Raw genomic sequence first — 25184 nt, 5'->3', positions numbered from 1 at the left:
TGAACAATACGACCACAAATCGCCCGCACGTCCCGCGTCGATCAAAGTCATGACATCGACCGGCGCCCCCGCCGGACTCAACGAAGGCGTTAGAAAAGGGGAAGTCGCTCATGGCACTCTCACTCCGCACCACACGCGACGGTCGGCCTCGCAAGAAGATCGACCGCAATCACTGGCTCTACATCTCCGTCATCGTCGCGGTCGTCGCCGGTGTCATCGTGGGCCTCGTCGCCCCGCAGTTCGCCACGGCCCTCGAGCCGGTCGGGAAGGGCTTCGTCAGCCTCATCAAGATGATGATCGCCCCGGTCATCTTCTGCACGATCGTCGTGGGCATCGGCTCGATCGCGAAGGCCTCCACGGTCGGCAAGATCGGTGGCCTGGCGATGGTCTACTTCCTGGTCATGTCGTCGTTCGCCCTGATCATCGGCCTCGTCGTCGGCAACATCATCCACCCGGGCGAGGGTCTGAACATCGCCGGCGCTCAGTACGACGCACCCGCCGCCGAGGCGACCTCGACCCAGGAGTTCATCCTGGGCATCATCCCCACGACGTTCTTCTCGGCGTTCACCGGCGGCAGCATCCTCCAGGTGCTGTTCATCGCCCTTCTCGTCGGCTTCGCCCTGCAGGGCATGGGCGAGCGCGGGGCGCGTATGGTCGAGGGCATTCGCAACTTCCAGGTGCTCGTCTTCCGCATCCTCGGCATGATCCTCTGGCTCGCGCCGATCGGAGCCTTCGGCGCCATCGCCGCGGTCGTCGGCAAGACCGGTTTCCAGGCCGTGATCAGCCTCGGCATCCTGATGGGCGCCTTCTACCTCACGTGCTTCCTCTTCATCGCGGTGGTGCTGGGCACGCTCCTGTACGTCGTGACGCGCGTCAACATCTTCACGCTGATGAAGTACCTCGGCCGCGAGTACCTGCTGATCGTCGGCACCTCGTCGTCCGAGGCCGCTCTTCCCCGCCTCATCGCCAAGATGGAGCACCTGGGTGTCTCGAAGCCGGTCGTCGGCATCACGGTCCCGACGGGCTACTCGTTCAACCTCGACGGCACCGCGATCTACCTGACGATGGCCTCGCTCTTCATCGCCACCGCGATGGGTTCGCCCATGTCGATCGGTGAGCAGATCGGCCTCATGATCTTCATGATCATCGCGTCGAAGGGCGCCGCCGGTGTCACCGGTGCCGGCCTCGCCACCCTCGCCGGTGGTCTGTCGGCCTACCGCCCCGACCTGGTCGACGGTGTCGGTGTCATCGTCGGCATCGACCGCTTCATGTCCGAGGCCCGCGCCGTCACCAACTTCACGGGCAACGCGGTGGCCACGATGCTCATCGGCGTCTGGACGAAGGAGTACGACGGACAGCGCGTCCGCGAGGTGCTCGCCGGCAACATCCCGTTCGACGAGACGATCCTCACCGGACACGACCACTCGGCCACTCCCGCGGCGGATGCCAAGGAGCAGGCGTCCGCCCAGGTCGGCGCGGGCCCCGCGGCCACCGTCGACACGCAGTCGCTCGACGCCTTCCGCGCTCAGGCCGAGGCGGAGGCCGCGGCACGGGGTCGCTCGTGACTCTGACGCACCACACCTCGGCGGGGGCGGCTTCGGCCGCCCCCGCCCCGGCGCGTGTCGACCTCGCGCGCACCTGGATGCTGCGCTCGCCGCTGGCGGGCGGGCTCGAGACCGCGGCCGACGTGCTCGTGCTCGACCTCGAGGACGGGCTCCCCGCCGGCCGGAAGGACGAGGGCCGCGAGCGGGTGCGCCGCGCGGCAGCCGAGGCGCCGGTCTGGATGCGTATCAGTGCCGCGGGAACCCGCGACGGAGAGGCCGACCTCGCCCTCGGCCGAGAGCTCGACGATCGCCTCGCCGGTGTCGTGCTGGCCATGTGCGCCGGGCCCGACGACGTGGCGCATATCGCGGCATCCCTCCCCTCCGGCACCTCGATCGTCGCGATGGTCGAGTCGGCCGCGGCGCTCCTGGCCGCTCCCGCCATCGCCGCCCACCCCGCGACTCGTCGCCTGGCCTTCGGGACCGGCGACTTCCGGCGCGACACGGGCATGGCGGCCGACCGCATCGCGTTGTCGTGGCCGCGGGCGCAACTCGTGGTGGCGTCGGCCGCGGCGGGGATCGCCGGGCCGATCGACGGCCCGTGCGGGCCGATCGAGCAGGCGAAGGATGCCGCGGTGCACGCGGTCGCGATGGGTTTCACCGGCACGCTCGCTCTTCGGGATGCCGCCGTCCCCGGCGCTCACGCGGGTTTCACCCCCGCTCCCGCCGACGTCGAAGCCGCTCGGGCGCTGCTCTCCACGACGCCCGAGGGGCCGGTCGACGGGTCGTACGCCCCCACGTTGGCGCGGGCGCGGGCGCTCATCGAGCGCGCCGAGGCGCTCGCGGCTCTCTGACGGACGTACGGGACGCTCCCGCGGTCAGCCCCGCCGGAACCACCGCCGACGCCGCGCCGGCGCGGCCACCGCGGCCGCTTCCAGACGTGCCCTCCGCCGCTCGATCCACGCCTCCACCTGGGCATCCACGTCGACCGTCGGGGTCACGACGGGCGGGCCGCCCTGGAGCTGCCGCCGCGCTTCGATCACGCGGCGGTTGAAGTCTTCGACCGCCTCGCGCACCTCGGGTTCGTGTGCGATGGCATCCAGCCGCTCGGCCATCTCGGCGTGCTCGACCCGCAGGGTCAGAGCGGGTGGGCCCAGGCCGGTCAGCTGTTCGGTCTCGATCTTGCGACGGATCCACCAGTCCGGGTCGTGGGAGCCGCCCAGATCGGGGAGAGGCTTGCCCGCGCCCGGAAGGTTGTCGAACTCGCCGCGTCGGATGGCCTGCTGGATCGAGGTCTCGACGAAAGCGGCGCGCTCCGCGGCGGTCGAGCCCCGCGCGGGACCCTCGTGCTCGGCGGGTTCCGGCTCGAGGCCGGCGTCGCGGAGCTGTCGGTCCAGGCGGTAGCGCTCGGCGGCCTGACGGGCGTCGTCGCTCACGCCGCCTCCCGCCCCTCACGCTTCAACCGCGCCAGTCGCTGCCGCGCCATGTCCTGGGCGCGGGGGCCGGATCCGAGAGCCCGTTCGGTGACGCGCAAGATGACGCGCGTGAGCGTCAGGACGGGGAGGGGCCAGCGCCGCACCCCGAGCATCTTCCGATACCGGCGGGGGACGGTCGCCACCGCCGCGGCGAACAGCACGCGGTACGACAGGCCCATGAGGCCGCGGAACGGCGGCTTGCGCAGAAAGCGCACGACGTCGGCGACGCGCTCGTCGCCGCGCAACTCGCCACGGTCGGCGAAGCCGTCGATCTCGGCGCGCAGGGCGGCACGGGTCAGGGGCGGGTCCACGACCCGCATGAGGCGGCCGGCCGTCGCCCAGTCGGCGACGTACGCGTCGGGCCCGCCGGGGATGGGCAAGCGCGACACCTCGTGCCCCGCCAGGAACGCGTCGGTGAAGGCGAGGTGCACCCATCGCACCAGATCCGCCGCCTCAGCGGTGTAGGCGCGTTCCGAACCGTCGCCGGCCCGGTATTCGCCCTTCACGCGTCGGTGGAATCGGCCGACGCGCGCGGTTTCGGCATCCGCCTGGGTCTTCGATCCGTACGTCAGGGTGATGACCCACCGGACGGTTCCGGTGAGACGGCCGATCGGATCCTCGCGATACCGCGACCAGTCGTGCACGCCCGCCAGGGCGCCGGGGTGCAGTGCCTGCAGGAGCAGGGCCCGGATGCCGGCGACCAGGGTCCCCATTCCGGCGTGCACGGTCCACGCGGGGCCGTTCTCGACGAAGTATCCGGTGTCGTCGCCGTCGGCGATGGCGCGCACGTAGGGCGCCATGCCGGTGGGGTCTCCCGCCAGGGCGACGAGGATCTTCCCGCGCAGCGACTGGATCCAGCCGGGCACGGGTCTCGAAGCGTCGATCGTCACCCTTCCAGCGTGCCACCGTCTGAGCGGGCGGGCTCCGCTGGCGGGGTCAGTGTCCCTCGTGCGAGATGACGGGGACCGTTCCGTCGTCGCGGAGGAGGACGGCGTTCTGCGTCGCCCCCAGAGCGGGGGTGACGACGACGGCGATGACGGCGGCCGCCACCAGTAGGCCGACGACGCTCATCGGTTGAGCGGTGCGCGGCGCACTCGAATCCCGGGCGGTGCGGCGCAGGTGCAGGGCCGCCGAGGCGCCTACGACGACGAGCAGGAGGGATGCCGCGGCGACGCCGACGATGCTCGTGTGAGCGGGCGCGGCGAACATCAGGGCTGCCGTGAGGGCGAGGGCGCCGAGCGCTCCCGCCAGAGCCGTCCGCGGAACGACGAGTCGTCCCGTGGACAGGGTGGCCGCGCCCCACGCGAGTGAGGCGAGACCGAGGATCACCATCCCGATCCCGAGGCCGCTCGCGACGGCCCCGGAATCGGGACGGATGATCGCACCCGCGCCGAGGGCGGCGGTGGTGAGGCCGGCCCCCCAGGCGGATACGGAGGGCCACGACCGCACGAAGGTCGCGGCGGTCATCGTCAGACCGCCGCGGTGCGGGGGACGTTGCGCTCGGTGCCGAGACCGACACCCAGCAGCACGACGGCGCTGGCGAGGTGCAGGAAGTGGTCGGGCGTGTTGAGCGCGAGGATGTTGGCCCCCGTGCCGACGAGGAAGAAGCCCACGATGCCGAGGAGCAGGTAGACGGCTCCGACGGTCGTGTTGACGCCCTTGGCGGCACGCGCGTTGGCGAGACCCGAGACGAGCAGCGCGGCACCGATCAGGAGGTGCGCGATGTTGTGGAGCGGGTTGACCTCGAAGATGCCGAGGAGCAGACCGCCCTGCGTGGCGATGAAACCGACGCCGCCGGTGACGGCGAAGCCGAGCAGACCGACCAGAAGGTAGACAGCGCCGAAGACGGTGGCCACGAGACGGTTGGGTGACGAGCTCATGATGAACCTCCCAGATTGTTGGCAGCGACCGTCCGGTCGCTTCACCCCATCTTCGGAGACAATGCTCGATTCGGATTGGCCTTTGCGCGCACGGGCCGTTCTCCGGTATGCATCCGGAAACGACAGAAGGCCCCCGAGTACTCTCCGAGGCCCTCCGCAACAGATTCGACCATAAGGATCGGCGTCGACCGGATCGAGGGGATTGCATTTCCCGTGCTGTTCACCTATCCCCGCATCTGCCACACTCTGGCCATGCGTTTCGAAACGACCCTGTCGCAGATGGGCAACAACACCGGGATCGAGGTCCCCGCCGAGGTGCTCGACGCCCTCGGGGGCGGAAAGCGCGCCGCGGTGGTCGTCGAGGTGAACGGCTTCACGTACCGCAGCACGGTCGGCTCGATGGGCGGTAAGTCGCTGATCCCCTTCTCGTCCGACAAACGGGCGAGCACCGGTCTGTCCGGAGGGGATCCCATATCCGTCGATCTCACCCTCGACACCGAGCCCCGCTCGGTCGAGGTGCCCGAGGACCTTGCCGCAGCGCTCGCTGCGGCCGGTGCGCGCGACGCCTTCGACGCGCTTTCGCCGAGCGCGCGGAAGGCGCACGTGACCAATGTCGAGGCGGCGAAGGCGGCCGACACCCGCTCGCGCCGTATCGACGCGATCGTCGCGAAGCTGTCCTGAGCGATTGACGCTTCCCGGGCGATAGCCTGGACGGGGAGGTCACGTGGGGCGCACGAAAGAGGCCATCGCCGAGGGACTGTCGATCGCGACAGCCGCGGCTCGGCTCGCCGTGCGCAACCGCATCCTCGTCGACACGATCGCCCGCGGTGGTCAGTTCGATGGCGAGGTCTTCGCCGAGCTGGCGCGCGAGACGCTGCGCTCCCTCGCCGACGAGCAGGACCAGGCCGCCGAGCGCGTGACCCACCAGCGTAAACGCGCGTGGGGGCGGTTCTCGGATTCGTCCGGCACCCACGACTACCGTGACCGCGACACGCGCAACCTCCGCCGTCGCGCGAAGCAGTCCCGCGGCGTCGCGAAGGAACTGCGCGCGCTCGCCGACGACCCCGAACGGGTCAAGGTGCTGGTCGGCGATGCGCGGATCGCCGCGTGGGGCGATGTCGAGGCGAACCTCAGCCAACGACTCGACGTCGAGGGAATGACGGCGGATGCCGATCCCGAGTACGCCCAGATGCGCAAGGCGCGGATGGACGCCCTGCGCATGGTCGATCTGGCCCGCCTCGCCTCACAGGCGAAGCGGCGGGCGAAGGAACGGGCCGCCGCCGACGAAGCGGAGGCGCCGAGCGACGCACCGGACGCGGGCAAGAGCGGCAAGAAAAAAAAGTCCGCCGCGCGCTGACCCGTCGCCGTCGCGTGGGCCGTGCGTTCCCGAGTCAGTTGCCGCAGAGGCCACCGACATCCGGGCAGAGAAAAAGCCCCGGCGGAGTTTCCTCACGCCGGGGCTTTTTCTTACTGTCTCAACACAGTGTGCGCCCGAAGGGACTCGAACCCCTAACCTTCTGATCCGTAGTCAGATGCTCTATCCATTGAGCTACGGGCGCAGGGCCTCCGCGCGAAACGGCGCGCAGGCCGTGGTCCAGCATAGCCGGGACGATGGGAGACGTCTAATCGGCTCGGAACGACGTGCATCCCGGGCGTGGCGCGTCGGTGACGGGAGGGTGTCGAGTCGGGGTGGGGACGTACGCTGGCGGGATGAGCGCATACACCTCCGCGTTCGAGCTGTTCTCCATCGGGATCGGACCCTCGAGCTCCCACACCGTCGGCCCCATGAAGGCCGCCCTCCAGTTCGTCGCGCGACTCGAGGATGACGGTGTCCTCGAGCGGGTGGCATCCGTTTCGTGCGCCCTGTACGGCTCCCTCGGAGCGACCGGCATCGGCCACGGCACCCCCGACGCGGTCGTGGCGGGCCTGCAGGGCCTCGACCCCGAGACCGTGGATCCGGATGCCGTGCGGCGGGCGTGGTCCGACTGGCCCGAGGGGCGGAGCCTCGCTCTCGCGGGTCGACACGAGATCCCGTTCGCGAAGGCCGACATCGCGCTCGAGCCGCGCACGCGCCTGCCCGGCCACCCGAACGCGATGACGCTCGTCGCGCGCGACGGCGAGGGGTCCGTGATCGCGGAGGACACGTTCTATTCGATCGGCGGGGGATTCATCCGGCGAGAAGGAGAGCCCGCGCGCGTGGCGGCGGCGCCGGTTCCTCTCGACTTCGATGACGCGGCGACCCTGATCGAGCTGTGCGACGAGCGCGGCATCACGATCGCCGAGGCCGCACGCTTGAACGAGGCGGCCCTGCGCTCCGACGAAGAGATCGCGGCGGGCTTGGATCGCATCTGGGATGCCATGGCGGCGTGCGTGAACGCCGGACTCGAGAACGACGGCGTGCTGCCCGGCATCCTGAAGGTGAAGCGACGGGCCGCGGTCATCCGAGGGCAGCTGGACGCCATCGAAGCCGAGGGGCACCGCGAGCTCCCGGGGGAGTGGCTCGGGGCGTTCGCGCTCGCCGTCAACGAGGAGAACGCCGCCGGCGGTCGTGTCGTCACCGCCCCCACGAACGGTGCCGCGGGGATCCTCCCCGCGGTCGCCATGTACTGGTGGCGCTTCCTGGCTGACTCGGGTCTCGGAGCCGGCAACGCCGTCACGCCCTACGGCGAGCTCGTCGGAAGCGCCCTGCTCGGCTACGACGGTCACGCGGTCACGCGCGGCGAGGTCGCGGAATGGGACGACGGCGACGTGGCCGAGGCGAACCGCCGACGCGGCATCCGCCGGTTCCTCCTCACCGCGACGGCTCTCGGCTCGCTCTTCAAAGCGAATGCGTCGATCTCGGGCGCCGAGGGCGGTTGCCAGGCAGAGGTCGGGTCCGCGTGCGCGATGGCGGCCGGTGGCCTGACCGCGGTCATGGGCGGGACCAATCGGCAGATCGAGAACGCCGCCGAGATCGCCATGGAACACCACCTCGGTCTCACGTGCGACCCCGTCGGTGGGCTCGTGCAGATCCCCTGCATCGAGCGGAACGCGATCGCTGCATCGACCGCGGTGACGGCGGCCCGGCTCGCTCTGCGCGGCGACGGGTCCCACTACGTCTCGTTGGATGCCGTCGTCGAGACGATGCGTCAGACGGGGATCGACATGTCGACGAAGTACAAGGAGACCAGCGAGGGCGGTCTCGCGGTGAACGTCATCGAGTGCTGAGGCACCCGACGATCAGTCCTGCGCGCGCAGCTTCGCGGTGAGGGAGTGCAGCTGAGCGAGTTCGTCGTCGTCGAGCCGGGCCATGCGCTCGGCGATCGACCGGCCGTGCGCGGCGGCGATACGACGGAACGTCACGGCGCCGTTCTCGGTGGCCGTGACGAGGGAGCCGCGGCCGTCTTCGGGGTCGGCGCATTTGGTCAGCAGGCCCCGTGACACCATGCGCTCGACCAGGCGCGACACGCTCGGCTGGCTGATGAGCATGTTGCCCGTGACATCGCGCAGGCGTGCCGTCATGCGCGGGGCGCGCGTGACGGTGAGCAGCACGTCGTACTCTGCCTGGGTCAGCTCGGTGCTGTCGAAATCCGACCGGATGTCCTCGAAGACCTCGTGCTGGGCGCGGAAAAGGCTCTCCCAGGCCTGCACGGCGAGACGGCGATCGGTCATAGGTTCAGCGTAGGGCCGACAGCGTCCCTCGCGCCCCGCGCGCGGGTAGCACACGCGGGTGGACGGACGAGTCACCTGCCGGTCATCTTCGTTCCCGTCGCCGTTCATGTGAGCGGACGGTGAGCTTCCTATGGTCGGAGCGTCCCCCCAGACGAAGGTGGCTCCGCCATGCGTTCTCCGCGTACCCGTTTCCTTTCCGCAACGCTGTCGACGATGCTCGTCGCCGGCACGGTCCCGATCCTCGCCGTCCCGGCCGCGCACGCCGCGCCCGGACCGGCCGAGATCGTGGTCACCGAGATCCTCGCCGACAACACCGGTGCCGATGACTTCGAATACGTCGAGATCCACAACGTCTCGAACGCGCCCGTCGACCTGGCGGCATCCGGGATCTCCTTCGCGTATTCGTACGCCGATTCGGCCGACCGCTCGCGCGACGTCGCCCTCACCGCCGAGCCGCTCACACTCGCGAAGGGTGAGACGGCGTTGCTGTGGGTGAGCTACACCTCGGGCGCGGTCGACACCTCAGCCCGGACGGTCGAAGAGTTCCGCGCGCGCCACGGCGTCGACGAGGGCGTGCAGGTGGCCCGCCTCACCGGTCAGGCCGGGCTCGCGAACGGGGGCAACCGCGGGATCCGCGTCCTCGACCACGGCGAGCTCTCGTCATGGTCGCACGCCCCGACCGGGGCGTTCGGCGTTGACCTCGCCGCGCACTTCCGGCTGCCGTCGGACCCCGCCGCGCAGCGGATGGACGTGCTCGCGGTGAACGCGGCTCCCTCGCCCGGGACCGTGCTGCCCGAGGCCGTCACGCGCCCGGGGGGTGATCCGTCGCCCGAGCCGAGCCCCGAGCCGACCTCGCCCGGCGAGACGCTGCCCGCGGGGGCGCCCCTGCAGGTGACCGAGTTGCTTCCGGACTCCGCGAACGTGGGCGGGTCCGATGGCTACGAGTTCATCGAGGTCTTCAACGCCACCGACGCCCCCATCGACTTCTCCGACTACGCGATCGACTACCTCTACCCGGTCGAGGGCACGGTCAGCCGGTGGCCGGCCGTTCCCTCCGACGTCGTCATCCCGGGGCGCGGGTCCCTCGTGTTCTGGATCAAGAACGGCGCGAACGACGCCTTGACCGCGGCCGACTTCAACCGCCAGTTCGGCACCGACTTGGTCGCCGGGCGGTCCTTGGTCGAGATCTCGTCGGCGGGAATGGCGAACAGCAGTCCTCGCGGCATCCAGGTGTCCACCAACACCGGCCACCCGGTCAGCGCCGCCTTCTACAACCTCGACGGGCGCGACGACACCCAGGCCGACAAGGGGATCCGCTACGCGGCGACCGAAGACGCGACCCGGCAGCGCCTCGTCGATCTGGCCCCGGCCACCCCCGGTACCGTCCAGCCCGACCAGGTGGGTTCGGCCCCCGTCGCCACCCCCGTCGACACGACGGCGCCCACGATCACCGATCGAACGGCGGCGCAGATCGCCCCCGGCGACGACTTCGTCATCGACCTCGCCATCAGCGACGACCACGAGGTCCGCACGGCGACGCTCGAACTGCGCAACGACGTCGACACCACCGCGTTGCGGGTGAACCTCACCGACGCGGGCGACGGAGTCTTCCGGCACACGGTGAAGGCCGTCGACCTCACCGGAAAGCACTGGTACGCCTACACGGTCACGGCGACCGACGGCACGAACGTTCAGACTTCGACGGAGCGCCGCGTCGACGTCGCCGGCACCTCCGACGACCCCGTGCGTCTCAACGTGGACGACGGTCGTTTCGTCAACGGTACGACCGAGATCGTGGCATCCGGGAACGCGTATCCGAGTCCGCTGAGTCTGAGCATCGACGGGGCGGCGGTCGCGACGGCACCCAGCCTCGAGGGGCGACCCACCTTCGTCTTCGAGGCGACGAACGTCAACTACTACTTCAAGAACGGCGTGCGCATCGCGGACGACGTGCTGACGATCTTCGACAAGGGCACCGAAGGGTGGGAGACCATCTCGACCCCCGTGCCGCTGAGCTACCTGTCGGAGGTCGACGACCTCACCGTGAGTGTCTGGGCCGGAACGAAGAAGGCCCCCGAGATCGACCCCGACGAGAACAACGACGACTTCGAGATCCGGGGGCTGCGTCTCGTGCTCCCCGACGGTCGCACCCTGACCCCGGCGGGTTACGACGACCCGGCCGCGGTGCTCAGGATGGGCGACAGCGCCGGGAAGCTCGACTTCTTCGACGCACGCTTCGCGATCCCCGACGACGCGTACTCGGCGGTGTCGCACACCTGGGACACCACCTCCCGCGCTGACGGCGACGCGGTCGTCTCGGCCACCGACGGCGACGAGACGGTCACGCGCACCGTGAGCGTCGACAACACCGCGCCCGTGGTGACCTCGCGCATCGTCGACGGCACCGCTTACCGCGGCCCGATCGACATCGACGCGCAGATCGTCGACGCCGGGTCGGGGGTCGCCTCGACCGTCGCTCGACTCGACGGCCGCGAGATCACCCTTCCCCTGAAGACGTCGTCGCTCGACCTCGAGGCCGGCGACCACCGGCTCGAGATCGTCGCGACCGACGGGGTCGGCAACACCACCACCTGGTCGGCCGTCTTCGAAACCTACGCGGAGCAGCCGGCCGCGGGGCTGCTCACCCCCGCCGACGGCGCCGAGGTCGCGGCCGGCGAGGTCACCCTGCAGGCGAAGGTCGAGGACCCGCAGGGGGACGCGCTCGACGTCGCCTTCCTCGAAGGTCGCCGACTCGATCTGGCCGACGGCGATGTGGCGGTGCGATCGGGCACGGTGGCCGACGCCGCCTCGGTCGATCGCTCGGAGCCACAGACGCTGTCGCGCGCTCAGGTCGAGACCTTCGCCGCCGTCGACGGTCTGAGCGACGACGTCTCGAGCACCGATGCGTTCCCGTACCAGCTCTTCGAGGTGGGAGTGGATGCCGCGGACGCGGGCGCCGACGTGCGATCGACGTGGTCGGGACGAGCGAACGCCGGGGCGACGGTCGTGCTGTCGGTGCAGCGTCGCGACGGTTCGGGCTGGGATGAAGTCGACCGACACGTCACCCGGAACGCCGACGAGGCCTTCGAGCTCGACGGAGTCGTTCCGGTCGACGAGTACGCGGTCGACGGTGTCGTGCGCATGCTCGTCCAGCACTCCGAGGGTTTCGCGGCACCCGATCAGAGCACGCGCGACACCGCGGTGACCCCGCACAATGCCTCCGACGTGCCGCGTTCGGACTACGACTTCACCCTCGGGTGGGAGTCTGACACGCAGTACTACAACGAGAACGAGATGGCGGGGAACCCCTACAGGCACCAGGAGGCCATCCACTCCTACTTCCTCGACCGTCGAGAAGAACTGAACCTGCAGTACGTGTTCCACACCGGCGACATCGTGGACGACTACGACGTCATCCCGCAGTGGGACCGGGCGGCGGTGCAGTACGACCGCCTCGACGCGGCGGGTCTGCCGTACGGGGTGCTCGCCGGCAATCACGACGTCGGCCATGACGTGGGCGACTACACGAACTACGGCCGGTACTTCGGAGAGGACCGTTTCGCCGCCAGCCCCTGGTACGGCGGCAGTTACGAGAACAATCGCGGCCACTACGACCTCGTGTCGGCGGGCGGCATCGACTTCCTCATGCTGTACACCGGGTGGCTACCGGACGATGCGTCGATCGCGTGGATGAACGACGTCTTGAAGCGCTACCCCGATCGCGTGGCGATCGTGGCTCAGCACGAGTTCATCCTCACCACGGGAGGGCTGGGGGCCATCCCGCAGCGGGTGCTCGACGAGGTGGTGGCTCCCAATCCGAATGTGCGGATGGTGATGTCGGGGCATTATCACGACGCCTTCCTCCGGACGGATGCCTTCGACGACGATGGAGACGGCGTCGACGACCGCACCGTGTATTCGATGCTGTTCGACTACCAGGGCCTGCCCGAGGGAGGCCTCGGGTTCTTGCGCCTGATGCACTTCGACAACCAGGGCGAGCGCATGATGGTGCGCACTTATTCGCCGTCGCTCGACCAGTACAACTCCGACGAGCCGAGCCTGCTCGGTCCGGCCGACGACCCGTACGCGCAGCAGGAGTTCGAGCTGACGTACGACCAGCTCGGTATCGAGCCGCGTGAGCGCACGCTCGGCACGGACGCGTTCTCGGCCGAGGTGCTCGGCACGAACGAGATCGCCTCGTTCTCGGACGTCGACAGCGGAAGCGTGCTGTCGGCGACCTGGACGCTGACCGAGGAGGGGGAGCGGGGATGGTACGTGCGATCGACGGATCCGTTCGGCGCCGTGGACTCCTCGCGCGTCGCGCTCTTCACCGTGCGCGCGGTCTCCGTCGGGCCGGGGGATCCGGGTGCGCCGGGTGCCCCGGGGCCGGGTTCGCCCGGACAGCCGGGTGCGGGTTCGCCGGACCGCCCGGGTGCGGGAACCGGTGACGGTTCGACCGCGGACGGGGCAGAGGGAGGGAATCGACCGGGGCGCGCGCCTCTCGCGGTGACGGGGGCGGATGTCGGCGTGCTGGTGCCGTGGGCGGTGGGAGCGGCGCTGCTGCTCGCGGTCGGCGCGACCCTGCTCGCTATCCGACGACGACCGCGCCGGAGCTGACCACCACGACGGCGCCTGCCCCTCGGGGTGGGCGCCGTCGTCGATGGTGGCGGCGGATGCGCGCGGGCGTCGGGTGCCGGCATCCGCTCGAGAGAGAAGGGGCCCGATCGAGGGCGAGAGTAAGGGCCGGTCGGAGAGGCTTCCGACCGGCCCTTGTCCCTGCACCAAGAGTGTCCTGCAATCACATGTCGGTAGCTGCCACAGCAAAACAACTACCGTGCGAGCACTCTATAACGGTGAGGTAACGGAGGGGAAGGGCTCGCCGTTATATTTTCGTGATCGATTTTCCGGGGGGTCTCCGCGTCACCTCAGCGTGATCTGGGGCTGCGCGGATCCCCCTCCGGAGGGCCGTTCCCCTCACTCGGAGGCGCGGCATCGCCCTACGATCGTCTGGTGGACACACCGCGGGTGGCGACCTCGCCGCCTCGCTGGTGCGAATGAGGGGTGGGGCAGGTGAACCGACGTCAGCAGGGCATGGCCGAGGCGCGGCGCGCGATCATCGAGGCGGCCGGCGAGCAGTTCGCGATCCGCGGCTACGAGGGCGCGTCGTTCGCGCGCGTGGCCGAGGCGATGGGCCGCCCCAAGTCCGCCATCGGGTACCACCAGTTCGCCTCCAAGACGGCGCTGGCCGTCGCGGTGATCGAGTCGCAGCAGGCGCGGTGGCGCGAGATCGAGGGGGGATTGCCGCAGCCCCACGGGCTCGAGCGTCTCGCTGGGCTGCTGTTGGCGGCGTCGTTGGACGCCCGTTCGTGCCCGGTCGCGGCCGGCGCCACGCGGCTCCTCCATGAACTGCGCAAACAGGGGGTCGAGGTGCCCGACGGGTTCGATTGGTACGGCATCATCGCCGCCGAACTCGACGCCGCCGCCCGCGCGCACGGGGTCGCCGAGGTCCCCTCGTTCGCCCCCGAGCTGCTCCTGGGGGCGACCTTCGGCGTCTACGAGACCGGGGACGTCGACGACGCCGCGCTGGCGTCGCGTCTTGCATCGCTCTGGGTGCCCCTGCTGCGTTCGTTCGGATTCCTCGACGCCGAGGACGAGGTGCAGCGAGCCGCCGCGCAGGAGTTCGTGCCTCTTCCGCACTGATTCCGCATCACGTCGTCGCGCGATGAGCGAGGGATGGGGCGGCTCAGCGTCCGCGCACGTGATTCCACTGCGTGATGACTTCGGAGCCGTGCTCGAAGCCGAGCTCGCTGACGGCCGAAGTGCCGAGGACGAAGTATCGCCCGCCCGCCGCCGTGAGACCGAGCCAGGTGCCCGCGAGAGCGCGGAGGAAGTGGGAGTGCGAGAAGAGCAGAACCTGCTGACCGGCGCGCACGCGGGGCCGGAGCTCGGCGAGCAGGGACTGTGCGCGTTCGGTGACCTGCTCGACGGTCTCTCCGGGTGTGGCCCCCGCGGGGGCTCCGGCCTGCCAGATCGTCCACGGGCGGCCGAGTTGCTCGATGATCTCGGGGGTCGTCAGACCCTCATAGGCGCCATAGTCCCACTCGACCAGGCGCGGCTCGTGCTGCGCGTCGCCGTAGCCCGCGCGCTCGGCGGTTTCGATCGCCCGCTGCAGGGGGCTGGTGAGCACGAGGTCGTATCGACGCGTGGCGAGAAGAGTCCCGGCGAGCTCGGCTTTGTACGCACCGGTCTCGGTCAGGGGGATGTCGGTGAGTCCGGTGTGCTTGCCGGTCCGACTCCATTCGGTCTCGCCGTGCCTCACGAGCACGATGCGCCCGTCGGGTTCGGTCAACTCTTCGTCTTTCACCGTCTCATCCTCCCGCGTCGCCGTGGTCTCGCATTCCGAAACGGACGAAGGGCCGGTCGGGAAATCCCGACCGGCCCTTTCCTGCACCAGAGTGTCCTGCAATCACATGTCGGTAGCTGCCACAGCAAAACAACTACCGTGCTTGCACTCTATAACGGTGAGATAACGGAGTGGAAGAGGGGTCGGGGCGTTCTTTTCTCTTTCATAGGTTCCGAGTGGCGAAGGGGGCTTCTCCCCACTCTCTGCGTTTCGCGATCTCTCCCCCGCGGCCCGCCCGACGACCCGTGAATGTCGGATGTCGTCGCTGGCATGCACACATGTCCTCGCGGATCCCCTCTCCCGCCGATTCCGCGGGGTCGAGCGTGCGCGAGGCGCTGGTGGCCGAGGCCCTCGCCGCCGATGCCGCGCTCGCCGCGGCCGAGGCCCGGCGCACGCGGGCCTACGCCGCTCTCGGGCAGTACGGCCTGACGCGCGCCACAGAGCACAGGGCGTCCGTGCGCGTCCGATATGGCGATGCGAGAGATCGCGTCCGAGGTGGCCGCGGTGGCGCACCTCTCCGACCGCACCGTGCAGACGCACATCGGTCGGGCGCTGCAACTCGTCGACGACTACCCCGCTGTCGTCGACGCCTGGGAGGCGGGTGCTCTCACTCGAGCCCACGTGCGCATCGTGCTGGATGCCGGAGCCGCCCTGCCCGAGGAACGGCGTCCGGAGTTCGACACCCTCGCCGTGGGGCTGGCCGCCCAGCTCAGCCCGGGGCGGCTGCGTTCGCGGTTGGCCGCGCTCGCCGAGAAGCTGAACCCGACGACGCTGACCGAGAGGCACCAGCGGGGCCGCGAGACGCGGTGCGTCCGGGTCGTGCCGGGCGTGGACGGCAGTCCGACCTCATCGCGACTCTTCCCACCGTGCTCGCGGTGGGCATCTACGACCGGCTGACGCTGCAGAGCCGCGCGGTGATCGACGCGCGGACGGTCGGCGGCCCGGACCCGCAGGGGGACCGCACGACCGCCGAACCTGTTCAGGGCCAGGGAGCGACGGCATCCGCCGTCGACGAACGCACGACCGACCAGTTGCGCGCCGACATCCTGGCCGACCTTCGTCTGGCGGCGGCTCCCGTCGCCGATCCGACCCGCTCCGGTGACGGTCCCGGCGTGCTCGGGGCGATCCGTGCTCGCGTGCAGGTCGTCGTGCCCGCACTGACGATGCTGCGGCCCGGCGACGAGAACCTCGACCCTGCGGAACTCGTCGGGCACGGTCCCATCGACGCCGAGACCGCTCGTGGCATCGCGGAATCCACGACCGTCCCCTGGGTCGCGTGGTCACCCACCCCATGACGGGGGCCGTGCTGTTCACCGACACGTATCAGCGGTCCTCCGCCATCGACCGGCACCTCCGCGCCCGCGACCGGCGTTGCCGGTGGCCCGGGTGTGCCGTCCCCGCCGTCCGGTGCGAGGTCGACCACACGGTCGACTGGGCCTTGGGCGGAACGACTCGCGTCGACAATCTCGCCCACCTGTGCCAGCGGCACCACTCGCAGAAGCAGTTCACCCGGTGGAAGGTGAGGCAGAGAGCCGGCGGCATCCTGGGATGGACGTCTCCGTCCGGTCGTGTCTACGCGGACGAGCCGCTGCCCTACGCTCCCGCCGTGCGCTTCTTGCCCGATGATCCGTCACCGCCCGACGACGAGGCGGCCCCGTTCTGAGTGTCTGCGAACCTGGGCCTCACGCCTGAGTCACATTGGGGCTGTGCGCTCGGCCGTGTCCTCCCGGGTCAGCGCGCGCGTCCACGCAATTTCGCGGGAGAGCTGTCCCGTTCGTCGGAACAACTGCACCTGGTACGTGTCCGGGAGGGCAGCGGCCAGCTCGTCCCGATCGGCGGGGGCGAACCCCAGGCCCTGCCAGAACGGACCAGAGCGGCGGCTGAACAACCACGCGCGCGAAGCGCCTCCGTCGGCTGCGCGCGCAAGAGCGAAGCGAGCCAGAGCGCCGCCGAGGCCCCGCGAGCGCGTCTCGGGACGGACCGCCACGCTGCGGATGAGAGCGTGTCGCCCGTCGCCGCTCAGCTCGTACCCGGTGCTGCCGATCACCGCGCCCGCCTCATCGCGTTCGATCCACAACCGCACTCCCGGGGCGTCGAGGCCGCTCAAGGTGAGATCGACCCCCTCGAGGAACGCCGTCAGCGCTCCGATATCGCGGGGACGACAGGGTTCGAGGTCCATGTGCCGAGTCAACCAGTCATTTCAGCGGTTCCCCGCTGGCCCACCGATTCGAGAGCCGCCGCCCGCCTGGGAGGATGGAGTCGTGCCCCACGACATCCGCCTCATCGCCGTCGACATGGACGGCACCCTCCTCGACGGCGAGGGCAACATCCCCGACCCGCTCTGGAGCCTTCTGCCCCGGCTGGCGGAGCGCGGAGTGGCCTTCGTCCCCGCCTCGGGTCGGCAGCTCGCCACGCTGCAGCGATCGTTCGGCGAAGCCGCGGGCGAGATGACCTTCATCGCCGAGAACGGCGCGTACGTCGTCCGCGCGGGCGTCGAGGTCTCGTCCGACGCGATCGATCGCGAGGTCGTCGAGCGGGTCGTCCGTCACCTCCGCGATCTCGGTGAGCGGGGATACGACCTGGGGGTCGTGCTGTGCGGAAAGCGTTCGGCCTACATCGAGCGCACCGACGACGCCTTCCGCGCCGAGGCCGACACGTACTACGCGGCGCTCGAGGCGGTCGACGACATCCTCGAGGTCGACGACGACGTCCTGAAGATCGCGATCTACGACTTCGCCGTCGCCGAGCACAGCGTCGGTCGCGCGCTCGACGAGATCGCCGAAACACACCGTGTCGTGGTGTCGGGGCGTCACTGGGTCGACATCATGAACCTTCACGTCGACAAGGGCGCGGCCCTCGCGCGGCTGCAAGAGGCGCTCGACGTCGTGCCCGCGCAGACGGCCGCCTTCGGCGACTACCTCAACGACCTCGAGATGATGGATGCCGCCGACTGGTCGTACGCGATGCGCGAGGCCCACCCCGAGGTCGTCGCTCGCGCGCGCTACCGCGCCCCCTCGAATCTCGACCACGGCGTCGTCACGACGATCCGCGACCTGTTCCCCGAGTCGTAGGGCGAGCTCAGACGCCCGACGCGTCCAGCGCCGCCGCGAGATCGGCGATCAGGTCGTCGGGATCCTCCAGACCCACCGACAACCGCAGGTGCCCGTAGCGTCGGAACTCTTCCGGATACGTCACCGTCCGCGGTCCGTCCGCGGCGGTGTGCACGATGAGGCTGTCGTCGTGACCGAGAGAGAACCCCGAGGTGACGAGGCGGAGCTGACCGACCATGCGGTTCTGCGCGTCGGGTCCGCCGTCGACGGCGAACGCCATCATGCCGCCGTATCCGCGCCCGCCGAATTGGCGCCGCGCGGTCTCATGGCCCGGGTGCGAGGGCAGGCCCGGGTAGGCGACGAACGCCACCCGGGGGTCGGCCTCGAGGAACGCGGCGATCCGCTCCGCCGATGACAGGTGCTGGCGCAGGCGCAGGGGCAGCGTCACGGATCCACGTTCGATCATCCAGGCGTTGAAGGGCGAGATGACGCCGCCGACGTCGACCATCGCGTCGGCCTTGATCGGCTCGATCAGCTCCGACCGCCCGATCACCGCCCCGCCCATCGCATCGCCGTGACCGTTGATGTACTTCGTCAGCGAGTGCACGACCAGATCGGCACCGTCGGCGAGCGGTCGGTAGAACGGAGGCGGGGTGAAGGTGGAGTCCACCATCAGCAGCGCGCCGGCCGCGTGCGCGATGTCCGCGATCGCGGCGACGTCCGTGACCTTGGTGGTCGGGTTCGCGATCGCCTCGACGCACACGAGCTTCGTCTCGGGCCGCATCGCCGCGCGGACGGCATCCGGATCCGAGATGTCGACGAAGGTGGCATGGATGCCGTAGCGGCGGGGGAGCAGCTCGCTCCAGAGCCGCCAGGTGGCCTCGTAGACGACGTCGCTCACCACGACGTGGTCGCCCGCGCGCACGTGCGTGAAGAACACCGCGTGGAGGGCGGCGACCCCGGAGGCGAGGGCGACGGCCTCTTCTCCGCCCTCGAGGGCGGCGAGCTTGCGCTCGAGGGCGAGCTGGTTGACGCCGGTGTTGCGGGTGTAGAGCCCGGGCGCGGTGGCCGACCAGCTGATCTCGCTCGGGTCTTCGGGGAGCTCGTAGGAGTTCGACATGACCAGCGGCGTGCGCAGAGCGCGAGTGCTGTCGAGCTGCTTGCCGCCGTGGACGGCGAGACTCGCCTCGGCGAGCGTGTCGCTGTCGGTGCGGTCGGGGCGCTCTGCCATCTCGCCGTCCTTCCTCCGGCACCGACTGGACTCGGTGCGCTCCATTCAGCGTAGCCAGCGGTCATCAACTACTCTGACGTGCGGTCGCCCGAACGCGCGGCCCTCGAGGACGAATGCGAGAACCCTCATGAACCGACCCTCGGGTCCCGCCGTCGACCGCGCCGAGTCGGGCGAGCCGAAGAGGCAGCTCCGCCGCGCGATGGACGCGCGCCACCTCGTGATGATCGCCCTCGGCGGCGTCATCGGGTCGGGTCTCTTCCTGAGCTCGGGCTACACGATCGCCCAGGCGGGTCCGCTCGGAGCCGTGCTCGCGTACCTGCTCGGCGCTTTCGTCGTGTGGCTCGTGATGGTGTGCCTCGGCGAGCTCGCGGTGACCTACCCCGTCTCGGGCTCGATCCACATCTACGCCGCGCGCACCATGGGGCCGGCGACGGGCTTCGCCACGGCGTGGCTGTACTGGCTGTGCTGGGTCGTCGCGCTGGGGTCGGAGTTCACGGCATCCGGGATCCTCATGCAAAGGTGGTTCCCGAACGTCGACGTGTGGGTGTGGTGCGTGGTCTTCGCCGCGGTGCTGTTCACCCTCAACGCCATCTCGGCGCGCGTGTTCGGTGAGACCGAGTTCTGGTTCGCCCTCATCAAGGTGCTCGCGATCGTCGCCCTGATCGTGCTGGGCGGCATGGCGATCTTCGGCTTCACCCCGCTCTCGTCCGAGCCGCACGAGGCGGTGCTGCTGAGCAACTTCGTCACGCCCGAGGGGCTTCTGCCCGCGGGTCTCGGCGGAGTGCTCATCACCTCGCTCGCCGTGTTCTACGCCTTCAGTGGGGCGGAGATCGTCGGGGTCGCCGCGGGCGAGACCAAGGACCCGGCCCGCAACATCCCCCGCGCACTGCGCTCGACGGTGCTGCGCCTGCTCGTGCTCTTCGTCGGCTCGATCGTCGTGATCGCGGCGCTCCTGCCGTACGACAAGGCCGGCGTCAGCGAGAGCCCCTTCGTCGAGGTCTTCGACATCGTCGGGGTGCCCTACGCCGCCGACATCATGAACTTCGTCGTCATCACGGCCCTGCTCTCGGTGGGCAACAGCGGGCTGTACTCCTGCGCGCGCATGCTCTTCTCCCTCGCTGAAGAGGGGTACGCGCCGCGCGCTTTCACGAAGCTCACGCGCCGCGGCATCCCGATGGTGGCGTTGCTGGTGAGCCTCGCGATCGGCCTCGTCTCACTGATCACCAGCGTCGTCGCCGCCGAGACGGTGTACATCGTGCTCGTGTCGATCGCCGGCTTCGCGGCGGTGGCGGTGTGGATGGCGATCGTCGCTGCGCAGTTCTTCCACCGGCGCCAGTTCTTGCGCGAGGGAGGAGACCTCTCGACCCTCGCCTACCGCACGCCGATGTACCCGCTCGTGCCGATCCTCGCCTTCGTGCTGTTGACCGCGTCGATCGTGGCGATCGCGTTCGACCCGAACCAGGTCGCCGCCCTGTACTTCGGCATCCCGTTCGTGGGGCTCTGCTACCTGTTCTTCTGGCTGCGCTACGGCCGTAAGGGTACGGTTCCCGAGCGCCGCGATGAAGAGGCGCCGGTCGCCTGAACCGTGCGGTGTGTACACCGCGTCCAGCCCGCCGCCGCTCGCACGCCAGAGTGGCGGATGCCGAGAGCTCGCCGCCCGCAGTAGCGTCGCCGGAACATCGAGCACGCGGGAGGGCCCATGGAAACCGTCGACACTCTGGTCGTCGGGGCGGGGATCTCGGGGCTCGCCGCCGCTCGTCTCCTGGTGCGGGGCGGGCACCGGGTCGTCGTGCTCGAGGCGCGGGACCGGGTGGGTGGGCGCGTGTTCACCGATCGCTCCGGCGGCCACGTCACCGATCGCGGCGCATCGTGGATCCACGGCATCACCGACAGCCCCGTCGCGGACGCGGCGCGAGCCTTCGGCATGCCGATGGTGGAGTTCACCGTCGGCGGGTATCAGCCCGACTCCCGCCCGTTGGCGTACTTCGACGCCCGGGGTCGGCGCGTCGACGTCGACGCGGTGGCGGGATACGCCGCAGACATCCGCGCGCTCAACGCGACGCTCACGCGCGTCATCGGCGACGCCGAGCCGGACGCGACCTACGCGGACGTCGTCGAGCGTGCTCTCGCTCTACAGGACTGGGATGCCGAGCGTAGGGAGCGTGTGCGGGAGTACAACGACCGCCGCGCTCAGGAGCAGTACGGCATCGGCATGGCCGAGCTCGGTGCCCACGGTCTCGACGATGACACCGTCGACGGCGACGAGGTCGTCTTCCCCCGGGGCTACGACGAGCTCGCGACGAACCTCGCGGTGGGTCTCGACGTCCGTCTCGGTCACGTCGTCTCGCGCGTCGAGCGTTCGGCCGCCGGCGTCGTGGTCGACACGGACCGCGGGACGTTCGTGGCGAGGGAGGCCGTGGTCACGGTCCCCGTCGGCGTCTTGCACGCCGGAGGCCTGGTGATCGAGCCCCCTCTCCCGCAGCCGCATCGCCGGGCGCTCGGGCTGCTCCGGATGAACGCCTTCGAGAAGGTGGTGCTGCGCTTCGCTGAGCGATTCTGGGATGCCGGGGTCTACGGCATCCGTCAGCTCGGCGACGAGGGGGAGTGGTGGCACTCCTGGTACGACCTCGGTCGGCTTCACGACGAGCCCGCCCTGCTCACGTTCGCCGCGGGTCCCGCTGCGGTGGCGACGCGCGAGTGGAGCGACGAGCGGATCATCGCGTCGACCATGGTCCAGCTGCGCCGCCTCTACGGCGACGGTGTGCCCGATCCGACGAGCGCGATCGTCACGCGTTGGCAGGACGACCCGTTCTCACGGGGGTCGTACGCGTACATGCTCCCCGGTTCGGTCGGCGCCGACCACGACGAACTCGCCACCCCGGTCGACGGGGTGCTGCATCTCGCCGGAGAAGCGACGTGGGGTGACGACCCCGCCACCGTCCCCGGTGCACTGCTCTCGGGGCACCGGGCGGCGCAGAACGTTCTCGCTCGCGAGATCCCCGTCAGCGACCTCTGGGCGTGACTCCGCGGACGGTCCCTGGATCTCTGGAGGGGACCGGGCCTCAGCGCGGCTCCGGCCCCGTCGCCACGGGCAGCTCGGGGTGGTTCGACCACTGGCTCCACGACCCGGCGAAGACCCGCGGCTCGAAGCCCGCGAGCGTCAGGGCGACCGCCTGGTGCGCCGCCGTCACGCCCGACCCGCAGTAGACGCCGACGCTCATGCCGTCTTCGGCCCCCAGCATCCGGAATCGCGAACGCAGGTCGTCGGGGGAGCGGAAGCGGCCGTCGCCGCCGACGTTCTCGGTGGTCGGGGCGCTCACCGCCCCGGGCACGTGTCCCGCGCGCGGGTCGATGGGTTCCACCTCGCCGCGATAGCGCTCGCCCGCCCGCGCGTCGAGCAGGAGGCCGTCCTCGGCGAAGGATGCCACCTCGTCGAGTGCGAGGGTGGGCATCGCGCCGTAGGCCAGCGAGATCGAGCCGGGGGCGGGAGCCCCGGCATCCCCCTCCTCGAGCGCGAAGCCGGCCTCGGTCCACGCCGTCAGCGCCCCGTCTAGCAGGCGCACGTCGGCGACCCCGGCCGCGCGCAGCAGCCACCAGGCGCGGGCGCTCGACATGTTCTTCAGGTCGTCGTAGACGACGACGGTGTCGCCCTCGTCGATACCCCACCGACGGGCGGTCTGCTCGAACGACTCGAGGGAGGGGAGCGGATGCCGGCCCTCGGTCGGTGCGCCGTGAGTGGCCAGGTCGTGGTCGAGGTCGACGTACTGCGCGCCCGGGATGTGTCCGGCGCGGTAGTCGGGCCGCCCGTCGGGGCGGTCCAGTCGCCAGCGCACGTCGAGCACCCGGACGGGACCGCCGTCGGCGTAGCGGCCCGCGGACAGGGCGTCGTGCAGTTCTTCGGCGGTGGTGAGGATCGAGGCCATGCCCTCAGTCTGTCGCTCCGGCGGGCGCGGCGGCACCACCCGTGCGACCGTCGGCCACGCGTGCCCGTGCCCGGTCGTGTCGCGAGGCGACGGGCACGATCTCGGTCGCCCGCGGCAGACCCATCGGCGGGGTTGCGACGTAAATGGTCTCGGCGCGCTCGACCACGTGCGTCTCGTGCCAGATGCCGACCGCGCCGGGGTTCTTCCGCGCCCGCTGGTTGAAACGCGTCCAGGCGGGCCGGTGCTCCTGGGCCGGCGCCGAGGCGTAGGCGTAGAGCTTGTCGAGCGACGACCAGTACTGCACGAGGTAGGGACCCCGGGAGCCGAGCAGCATCGTGAAACCGAGGAGCCCGGAGTCGGGGTCGGTGCTCAGCTCGCGCAGCATCCTGGGCATGTCGCCCATCAGCGGCATCCACTGGTCGGGTCGCCACCACCTGTTGACCGTCATGCCGATGTGGAAGACGACGAGCTCGCCGTCGTAGCGGTGGGTCGTTCGTCCCGGATTGATGGATGCCATGGCTCGTCCTCACTCGATAGTGTCACTATCCAGTGTTGGATAGTCTTGCTATCGAGTCAAGGGGCGAGCGGTGCGGATCTCGGAACTGTCGGCGACCAGCGGAGTACCCGTCGCCACCATCAAGTACTACCTGCGCGAGCGACTGCTGCCCGAGGGCGAGCGCACCTCGCCGACGCAGGCGAGCTACGCAGCCTCGCACGTCCAGCGCCTCGGCGTCATCCGCGCGCTCGTCGACGCGGGCGTCGGGATCGCGGGGGTGCGCAAGGTGATCGGCGTGCTCGAAGAGCCGCCCGAGAACCCCTACGACCTGCTCGGCGCCGCCAATGCCGCCGTGACCCCGGTGGTCGACGGCGACCTCGACGTGACCGCGGCGACCGCGCTGCTCGAGCGCATGGGCGGATCGCCCGTCGACTGTTTTCCCGACCAGCTCCGTGCCGTCGCCCAGGCCCTCGCGACACTCGATCGCGCCGGGTTCACCGTGCCGCCGTCGGTGATGGACAGCTACGTCACGCATCTCGCCGCGATCGGCGAGGCGGAGCTCGCCGCGACACCCGAGACGTCGATGGACGACGCTGTGCGCTACGTCGTGCTCGGCACCGCACTCGTCGAGCCGCTCATTCTGGCCCTGCGGCGGGTCGGCGAGCAGATCGCGGCGTCGAGACGCTTCTCGGCGGAAGGCTAGGGGTTCGGATTCGACGCCGCGCCGTCGAGCCAGAGGGTGTCGCTGTTGTCGCCGTGCGGCCCGCTGCGGCCGACGTGCGTGTCGCCGATCTGCGGGCCCTTCGTGATCACGTGCACGAGGGCCATGCCGTGGCCGCGCCCGAGGTCGTAGTCGTCCTTCAACCATTCGAGAATCGGGGTCGCCTTCGTGCCCGGACCGAAACCGCGCTCGGCGGCGAGGGCGACGAACTGCCGCGGGGTGAGACCCGTCTTGGTCTCGATGTTGTCGAGATACGCCTGGAAAGACATGGCCGCAGGCTACCGCGCACCTCCGACAGGGGTCCAGGCGAGAGCGCCGATCGGCCTCGCCGGCCGTTGTACGGTCGAGGGATGGTCGTCACCGTGCATCGTTCCGCTGTCGCCGACATCGCCCCGCTCACGCTGTACCGCATCCTCTGGATGCGAGTGGCCGTGTTCGTGGTCGAGCAGGAGGCCGCTTACCCCGAGATCGACGGCCGCGACATCGAGTCCGGCGCCGAACTGTTCTGGGCCGCCGACGGCGACGAGATCCTCGCGACGCTCCGCGTTCTCCGGGAGGCGGGGAACACGCGCATCGGCCGGGTCGCCACCGCTCCCGCGGCTCGAGGGCGCGGCATCGCCGCCGACCTCATGCGGGCGGCGATCGATCTTCTGGATGCCGAGGCTCCCGGCATCCCGATCCTGCTCGACGCTCAGGCGCACCTCGCCTCCTGGTACGGACGGTTCGGCTTCGTCGTGTCGGGGGCCCCTTTCGCCGAGGACGGCATTCCCCACGTGCCGATGCGGCGCACCCACCTCGCCGGCGAGCGCTGAC

General features: G+C 70.2%; 26 protein-coding genes and 1 tRNA gene. 15 read left to right on the top strand and 12 right to left on the bottom strand.

What is annotated here, in order from left to right; all coding sequences use genetic code 11:
• Window positions 1-110 precede the first annotated feature (110 nt).
• The gene (locus ASE56_RS00750; RefSeq protein ID WP_056224079.1) at window positions 111-1565 is read left to right on the top strand and encodes a cation:dicarboxylate symporter family transporter; all 1455 of its coding nucleotides are present in this window, start codon (window positions 111-113) and stop codon (window positions 1563-1565) included.
• Window positions 1562-2395, top strand: a complete 834-nt coding sequence (locus ASE56_RS00745; protein ID WP_082450261.1) for a CoA ester lyase — start codon at window positions 1562-1564, stop codon at window positions 2393-2395. The genes ASE56_RS00750 and ASE56_RS00745 overlap by 4 nt, the downstream gene beginning before the upstream one ends.
• Before the next feature lie 24 nt (window positions 2396-2419).
• On the opposite strand, the gene ASE56_RS00740 is transcribed toward ASE56_RS00745, so the two are convergent.
• From ASE56_RS00740 to ASE56_RS00725, 4 genes are read right to left on the bottom strand one after another with little or no spacing between them, the layout of a single operon-like run.
• The gene (locus tag ASE56_RS00740) at window positions 2420-2977 is read right to left on the bottom strand and encodes a DUF1992 domain-containing protein (RefSeq protein WP_056224077.1); all 558 of its coding nucleotides are present in this window, start codon (window positions 2975-2977) and stop codon (window positions 2420-2422) included.
• The gene (locus ASE56_RS00735; protein ID WP_235556883.1) at window positions 2974-3906 is read right to left on the bottom strand and encodes an oxygenase MpaB family protein; all 933 of its coding nucleotides are present in this window, start codon (window positions 3904-3906) and stop codon (window positions 2974-2976) included. Before ASE56_RS00735 ends, ASE56_RS00740 begins: the two co-directional genes overlap by 4 nt.
• 46 nt (window positions 3907-3952) lie before the next feature.
• Complete coding sequence (locus tag ASE56_RS00730; protein WP_056224075.1) at window positions 3953-4483, bottom strand: hypothetical protein; 531 nt, start codon at window positions 4481-4483, stop codon at window positions 3953-3955.
• Between the two features lie 2 nt (window positions 4484-4485).
• Window positions 4486-4896: a DUF4383 domain-containing protein gene (locus ASE56_RS00725; RefSeq protein WP_056224073.1), complete on the bottom strand. Its 411-nt coding sequence runs from the start codon at window positions 4894-4896 to the stop codon at window positions 4486-4488.
• 252 nt (window positions 4897-5148) lie between these two features.
• Between ASE56_RS00725 and ASE56_RS00720 the strand changes: the two genes are divergently transcribed.
• Both ASE56_RS00720 and ASE56_RS00715 read left to right on the top strand, forming a co-directional pair.
• On the top strand, window positions 5149-5577 hold the full coding sequence (locus ASE56_RS00720) for a YdeI/OmpD-associated family protein (RefSeq protein ID WP_056224227.1): 429 nt from the start codon (window positions 5149-5151) through the stop codon (window positions 5575-5577).
• Window positions 5578-5620: 43 nt separating this feature from the next.
• Complete coding sequence (locus ASE56_RS00715) at window positions 5621-6253, top strand: hypothetical protein (protein WP_056224071.1); 633 nt, start codon at window positions 5621-5623, stop codon at window positions 6251-6253.
• A gap of 129 nt (window positions 6254-6382) precedes the next feature.
• Here the strand turns inward: ASE56_RS00715 and ASE56_RS00710 are convergent.
• Window positions 6383-6455 (bottom strand) — tRNA-Arg (locus ASE56_RS00710).
• A gap of 151 nt (window positions 6456-6606) precedes the next feature.
• On the opposite strand from ASE56_RS00710, the gene ASE56_RS00705 reads away from it, so the two are divergent.
• Window positions 6607-8103, top strand: a complete 1497-nt coding sequence (locus tag ASE56_RS00705) for an L-serine ammonia-lyase, iron-sulfur-dependent, subunit alpha (RefSeq protein WP_056224069.1) — start codon at window positions 6607-6609, stop codon at window positions 8101-8103.
• Between the two features lie 12 nt (window positions 8104-8115).
• On the opposite strand, the gene ASE56_RS00700 is transcribed toward ASE56_RS00705, so the two are convergent.
• Window positions 8116-8547: a MarR family winged helix-turn-helix transcriptional regulator gene (locus ASE56_RS00700; RefSeq protein WP_056224067.1), complete on the bottom strand. Its 432-nt coding sequence runs from the start codon at window positions 8545-8547 to the stop codon at window positions 8116-8118.
• A 168-nt stretch (window positions 8548-8715) separates the two neighbouring features.
• Here ASE56_RS00700 and ASE56_RS00695 point away from each other — a divergent pair, with 168 nt between their 5' ends.
• Complete coding sequence (locus ASE56_RS00695) at window positions 8716-13164, top strand: metallophosphoesterase (protein ID WP_156371550.1); 4449 nt, start codon at window positions 8716-8718, stop codon at window positions 13162-13164.
• A 453-nt stretch (window positions 13165-13617) separates the two neighbouring features.
• Window positions 13618-14247, top strand: coding sequence for a helix-turn-helix domain-containing protein (locus ASE56_RS00690; protein ID WP_156371549.1), 630 nt, complete (start codon window positions 13618-13620; stop codon window positions 14245-14247).
• Between the two features lie 43 nt (window positions 14248-14290).
• Here the strand turns inward: ASE56_RS00690 and ASE56_RS00685 are convergent, their stop codons facing one another.
• The gene (locus tag ASE56_RS00685; protein ID WP_056224062.1) at window positions 14291-14911 is read right to left on the bottom strand and encodes a histidine phosphatase family protein; all 621 of its coding nucleotides are present in this window, start codon (window positions 14909-14911) and stop codon (window positions 14291-14293) included.
• Between the two features lie 513 nt (window positions 14912-15424).
• Between ASE56_RS00685 and ASE56_RS17600 the strand changes: the two genes are divergently transcribed.
• From ASE56_RS17600 to ASE56_RS17590, 3 genes are read left to right on the top strand one after another with little or no spacing between them, the layout of a single operon-like run.
• Complete coding sequence (locus ASE56_RS17600) at window positions 15425-15847, top strand: DUF222 domain-containing protein (RefSeq protein ID WP_235556882.1); 423 nt, start codon at window positions 15425-15427, stop codon at window positions 15845-15847.
• A complete protein-coding gene (locus ASE56_RS17595) occupies window positions 15826-16245 on the top strand; it encodes a hypothetical protein (protein ID WP_235556881.1) in 420 nt (139 codons plus the stop codon). Before ASE56_RS17600 ends, ASE56_RS17595 begins: the two co-directional genes overlap by 22 nt.
• Window positions 16227-16613 (top strand): HNH endonuclease signature motif containing protein, encoded by a 387-nt coding sequence (locus ASE56_RS17590; protein WP_235556880.1) that lies wholly within the window; start codon window positions 16227-16229, stop codon window positions 16611-16613. The genes ASE56_RS17595 and ASE56_RS17590 overlap by 19 nt, the downstream gene beginning before the upstream one ends.
• 30 nt (window positions 16614-16643) lie before the next feature.
• Here ASE56_RS17590 and ASE56_RS00675 read toward each other — a convergent pair whose 3' ends face one another.
• Window positions 16644-17129 (bottom strand): GNAT family N-acetyltransferase, encoded by a 486-nt coding sequence (locus ASE56_RS00675; RefSeq protein ID WP_056224060.1) that lies wholly within the window; start codon window positions 17127-17129, stop codon window positions 16644-16646.
• Window positions 17130-17211: 82 nt separating this feature from the next.
• Between ASE56_RS00675 and ASE56_RS00670 the strand changes: the two genes are divergently transcribed.
• Window positions 17212-18021: a Cof-type HAD-IIB family hydrolase gene (locus ASE56_RS00670; protein ID WP_268768190.1), complete on the top strand. Its 810-nt coding sequence runs from the start codon at window positions 17212-17214 to the stop codon at window positions 18019-18021.
• Window positions 18022-18028: 7 nt separating this feature from the next.
• Here ASE56_RS00670 and ASE56_RS00665 read toward each other — a convergent pair whose 3' ends face one another.
• Window positions 18029-19231: a PLP-dependent aspartate aminotransferase family protein gene (locus ASE56_RS00665; protein WP_056224059.1), complete on the bottom strand. Its 1203-nt coding sequence runs from the start codon at window positions 19229-19231 to the stop codon at window positions 18029-18031.
• Between the two features lie 127 nt (window positions 19232-19358).
• Here ASE56_RS00665 and ASE56_RS00660 point away from each other — a divergent pair, with 127 nt between their 5' ends.
• Window positions 19359-20813, top strand: coding sequence for an amino acid permease (locus ASE56_RS00660; protein ID WP_056224057.1), 1455 nt, complete (start codon window positions 19359-19361; stop codon window positions 20811-20813).
• A gap of 117 nt (window positions 20814-20930) precedes the next feature.
• Window positions 20931-22253, top strand: a complete 1323-nt coding sequence (locus ASE56_RS00655; protein WP_056224055.1) for an NAD(P)/FAD-dependent oxidoreductase — start codon at window positions 20931-20933, stop codon at window positions 22251-22253.
• Window positions 22254-22293: 40 nt separating this feature from the next.
• On the opposite strand, the gene ASE56_RS00650 is transcribed toward ASE56_RS00655, so the two are convergent.
• Together ASE56_RS00650 and ASE56_RS00645 are read right to left on the bottom strand one after the other, a co-directional pair.
• Entirely contained in the window at window positions 22294-23154 is an 861-nt protein-coding gene (locus tag ASE56_RS00650) for a sulfurtransferase (protein ID WP_056224053.1), read from the bottom strand.
• A gap of 4 nt (window positions 23155-23158) precedes the next feature.
• Window positions 23159-23671 carry a DUF4188 domain-containing protein gene (locus ASE56_RS00645; RefSeq protein ID WP_056224051.1) on the bottom strand — a complete coding sequence of 171 codons (513 nt, stop codon included), beginning with the start codon at window positions 23669-23671 and terminating at the stop codon, window positions 23159-23161.
• 70 nt (window positions 23672-23741) lie between these two features.
• Between ASE56_RS00645 and ASE56_RS00640 the strand changes: the two genes are divergently transcribed.
• Window positions 23742-24353: a MerR family transcriptional regulator gene (locus tag ASE56_RS00640; protein WP_056224049.1), complete on the top strand. Its 612-nt coding sequence runs from the start codon at window positions 23742-23744 to the stop codon at window positions 24351-24353.
• Here the strand turns inward: ASE56_RS00640 and ASE56_RS00635 are convergent.
• Window positions 24350-24640, bottom strand: a complete 291-nt coding sequence (locus tag ASE56_RS00635) for a DUF4287 domain-containing protein (protein WP_056224047.1) — start codon at window positions 24638-24640, stop codon at window positions 24350-24352. The two genes, ASE56_RS00640 and ASE56_RS00635, sit on opposite strands and share 4 nt — an antisense overlap.
• Window positions 24641-24721: 81 nt before the next feature.
• Here ASE56_RS00635 and ASE56_RS00630 point away from each other — a divergent pair, with 81 nt between their 5' ends.
• On the top strand, window positions 24722-25183 hold the full coding sequence (locus ASE56_RS00630; RefSeq protein ID WP_056224045.1) for a GNAT family N-acetyltransferase: 462 nt from the start codon (window positions 24722-24724) through the stop codon (window positions 25181-25183).
• The last annotated feature ends 1 nt before the right edge of the window (window position 25184 follow it).

The sequence above is a fragment of the Microbacterium sp. Leaf203 genome, from assembly GCF_001421275.1.
GTDB lineage: Bacteria > Actinomycetota > Actinomycetes > Actinomycetales > Microbacteriaceae > Microbacterium > Microbacterium testaceum_A.
The sequence above is the reverse complement of the archived record's forward strand: the minus strand, read 5'-3'. Positions and strand labels throughout refer to the sequence as shown.

Bases quoted from the DNA above. Each gene is read 5' to 3' on its own strand.
- ASE56_RS00730 (WP_056224075.1), bottom strand. From the start codon at position 4,483: ATGACCGCCGCGACCTTCGTGCGGTCGTGGCCCTCCGTATCCGCCTGG.
- ASE56_RS00650 (WP_056224053.1), bottom strand. From the start codon at position 23,154: ATGGCCTCGATCCTCACCACCGCCGAAGAACTGCACGACGCCCTGTCC.
- ASE56_RS00630 (WP_056224045.1), top strand. From the start codon at position 24,722: ATGGTCGTCACCGTGCATCGTTCCGCTGTCGCCGACATCGCCCCGCTC.
- ASE56_RS00665 (WP_056224059.1), bottom strand. From the start codon at position 19,231: ATGGCAGAGCGCCCCGACCGCACCGACAGCGACACGCTCGCCGAGGCG.
- ASE56_RS00750 (WP_056224079.1), top strand. From the start codon at position 111: ATGGCACTCTCACTCCGCACCACACGCGACGGTCGGCCTCGCAAGAAG.
- ASE56_RS00705 (WP_056224069.1), top strand. From the start codon at position 6,607: ATGAGCGCATACACCTCCGCGTTCGAGCTGTTCTCCATCGGGATCGGA.
- ASE56_RS00675 (WP_056224060.1), bottom strand. From the start codon at position 17,129: ATGGACCTCGAACCCTGTCGTCCCCGCGATATCGGAGCGCTGACGGCG.
- ASE56_RS00700 (WP_056224067.1), bottom strand. From the start codon at position 8,547: ATGACCGATCGCCGTCTCGCCGTGCAGGCCTGGGAGAGCCTTTTCCGC.
- ASE56_RS00655 (WP_056224055.1), top strand. From the start codon at position 20,931: ATGGAAACCGTCGACACTCTGGTCGTCGGGGCGGGGATCTCGGGGCTC.
- ASE56_RS17600 (WP_235556882.1), top strand. From the start codon at position 15,425: ATGCGAGAGATCGCGTCCGAGGTGGCCGCGGTGGCGCACCTCTCCGAC.
- ASE56_RS00720 (WP_056224227.1), top strand. From the start codon at position 5,149: ATGCGTTTCGAAACGACCCTGTCGCAGATGGGCAACAACACCGGGATC.
- ASE56_RS00695 (WP_156371550.1), top strand. From the start codon at position 8,716: ATGCGTTCTCCGCGTACCCGTTTCCTTTCCGCAACGCTGTCGACGATG.
- ASE56_RS00645 (WP_056224051.1), bottom strand. From the start codon at position 23,671: ATGGCATCCATCAATCCGGGACGAACGACCCACCGCTACGACGGCGAG.
- ASE56_RS00725 (WP_056224073.1), bottom strand. From the start codon at position 4,896: ATGAGCTCGTCACCCAACCGTCTCGTGGCCACCGTCTTCGGCGCTGTC.
- ASE56_RS00660 (WP_056224057.1), top strand. From the start codon at position 19,359: ATGAACCGACCCTCGGGTCCCGCCGTCGACCGCGCCGAGTCGGGCGAG.
- ASE56_RS00635 (WP_056224047.1), bottom strand. From the start codon at position 24,640: ATGTCTTTCCAGGCGTATCTCGACAACATCGAGACCAAGACGGGTCTC.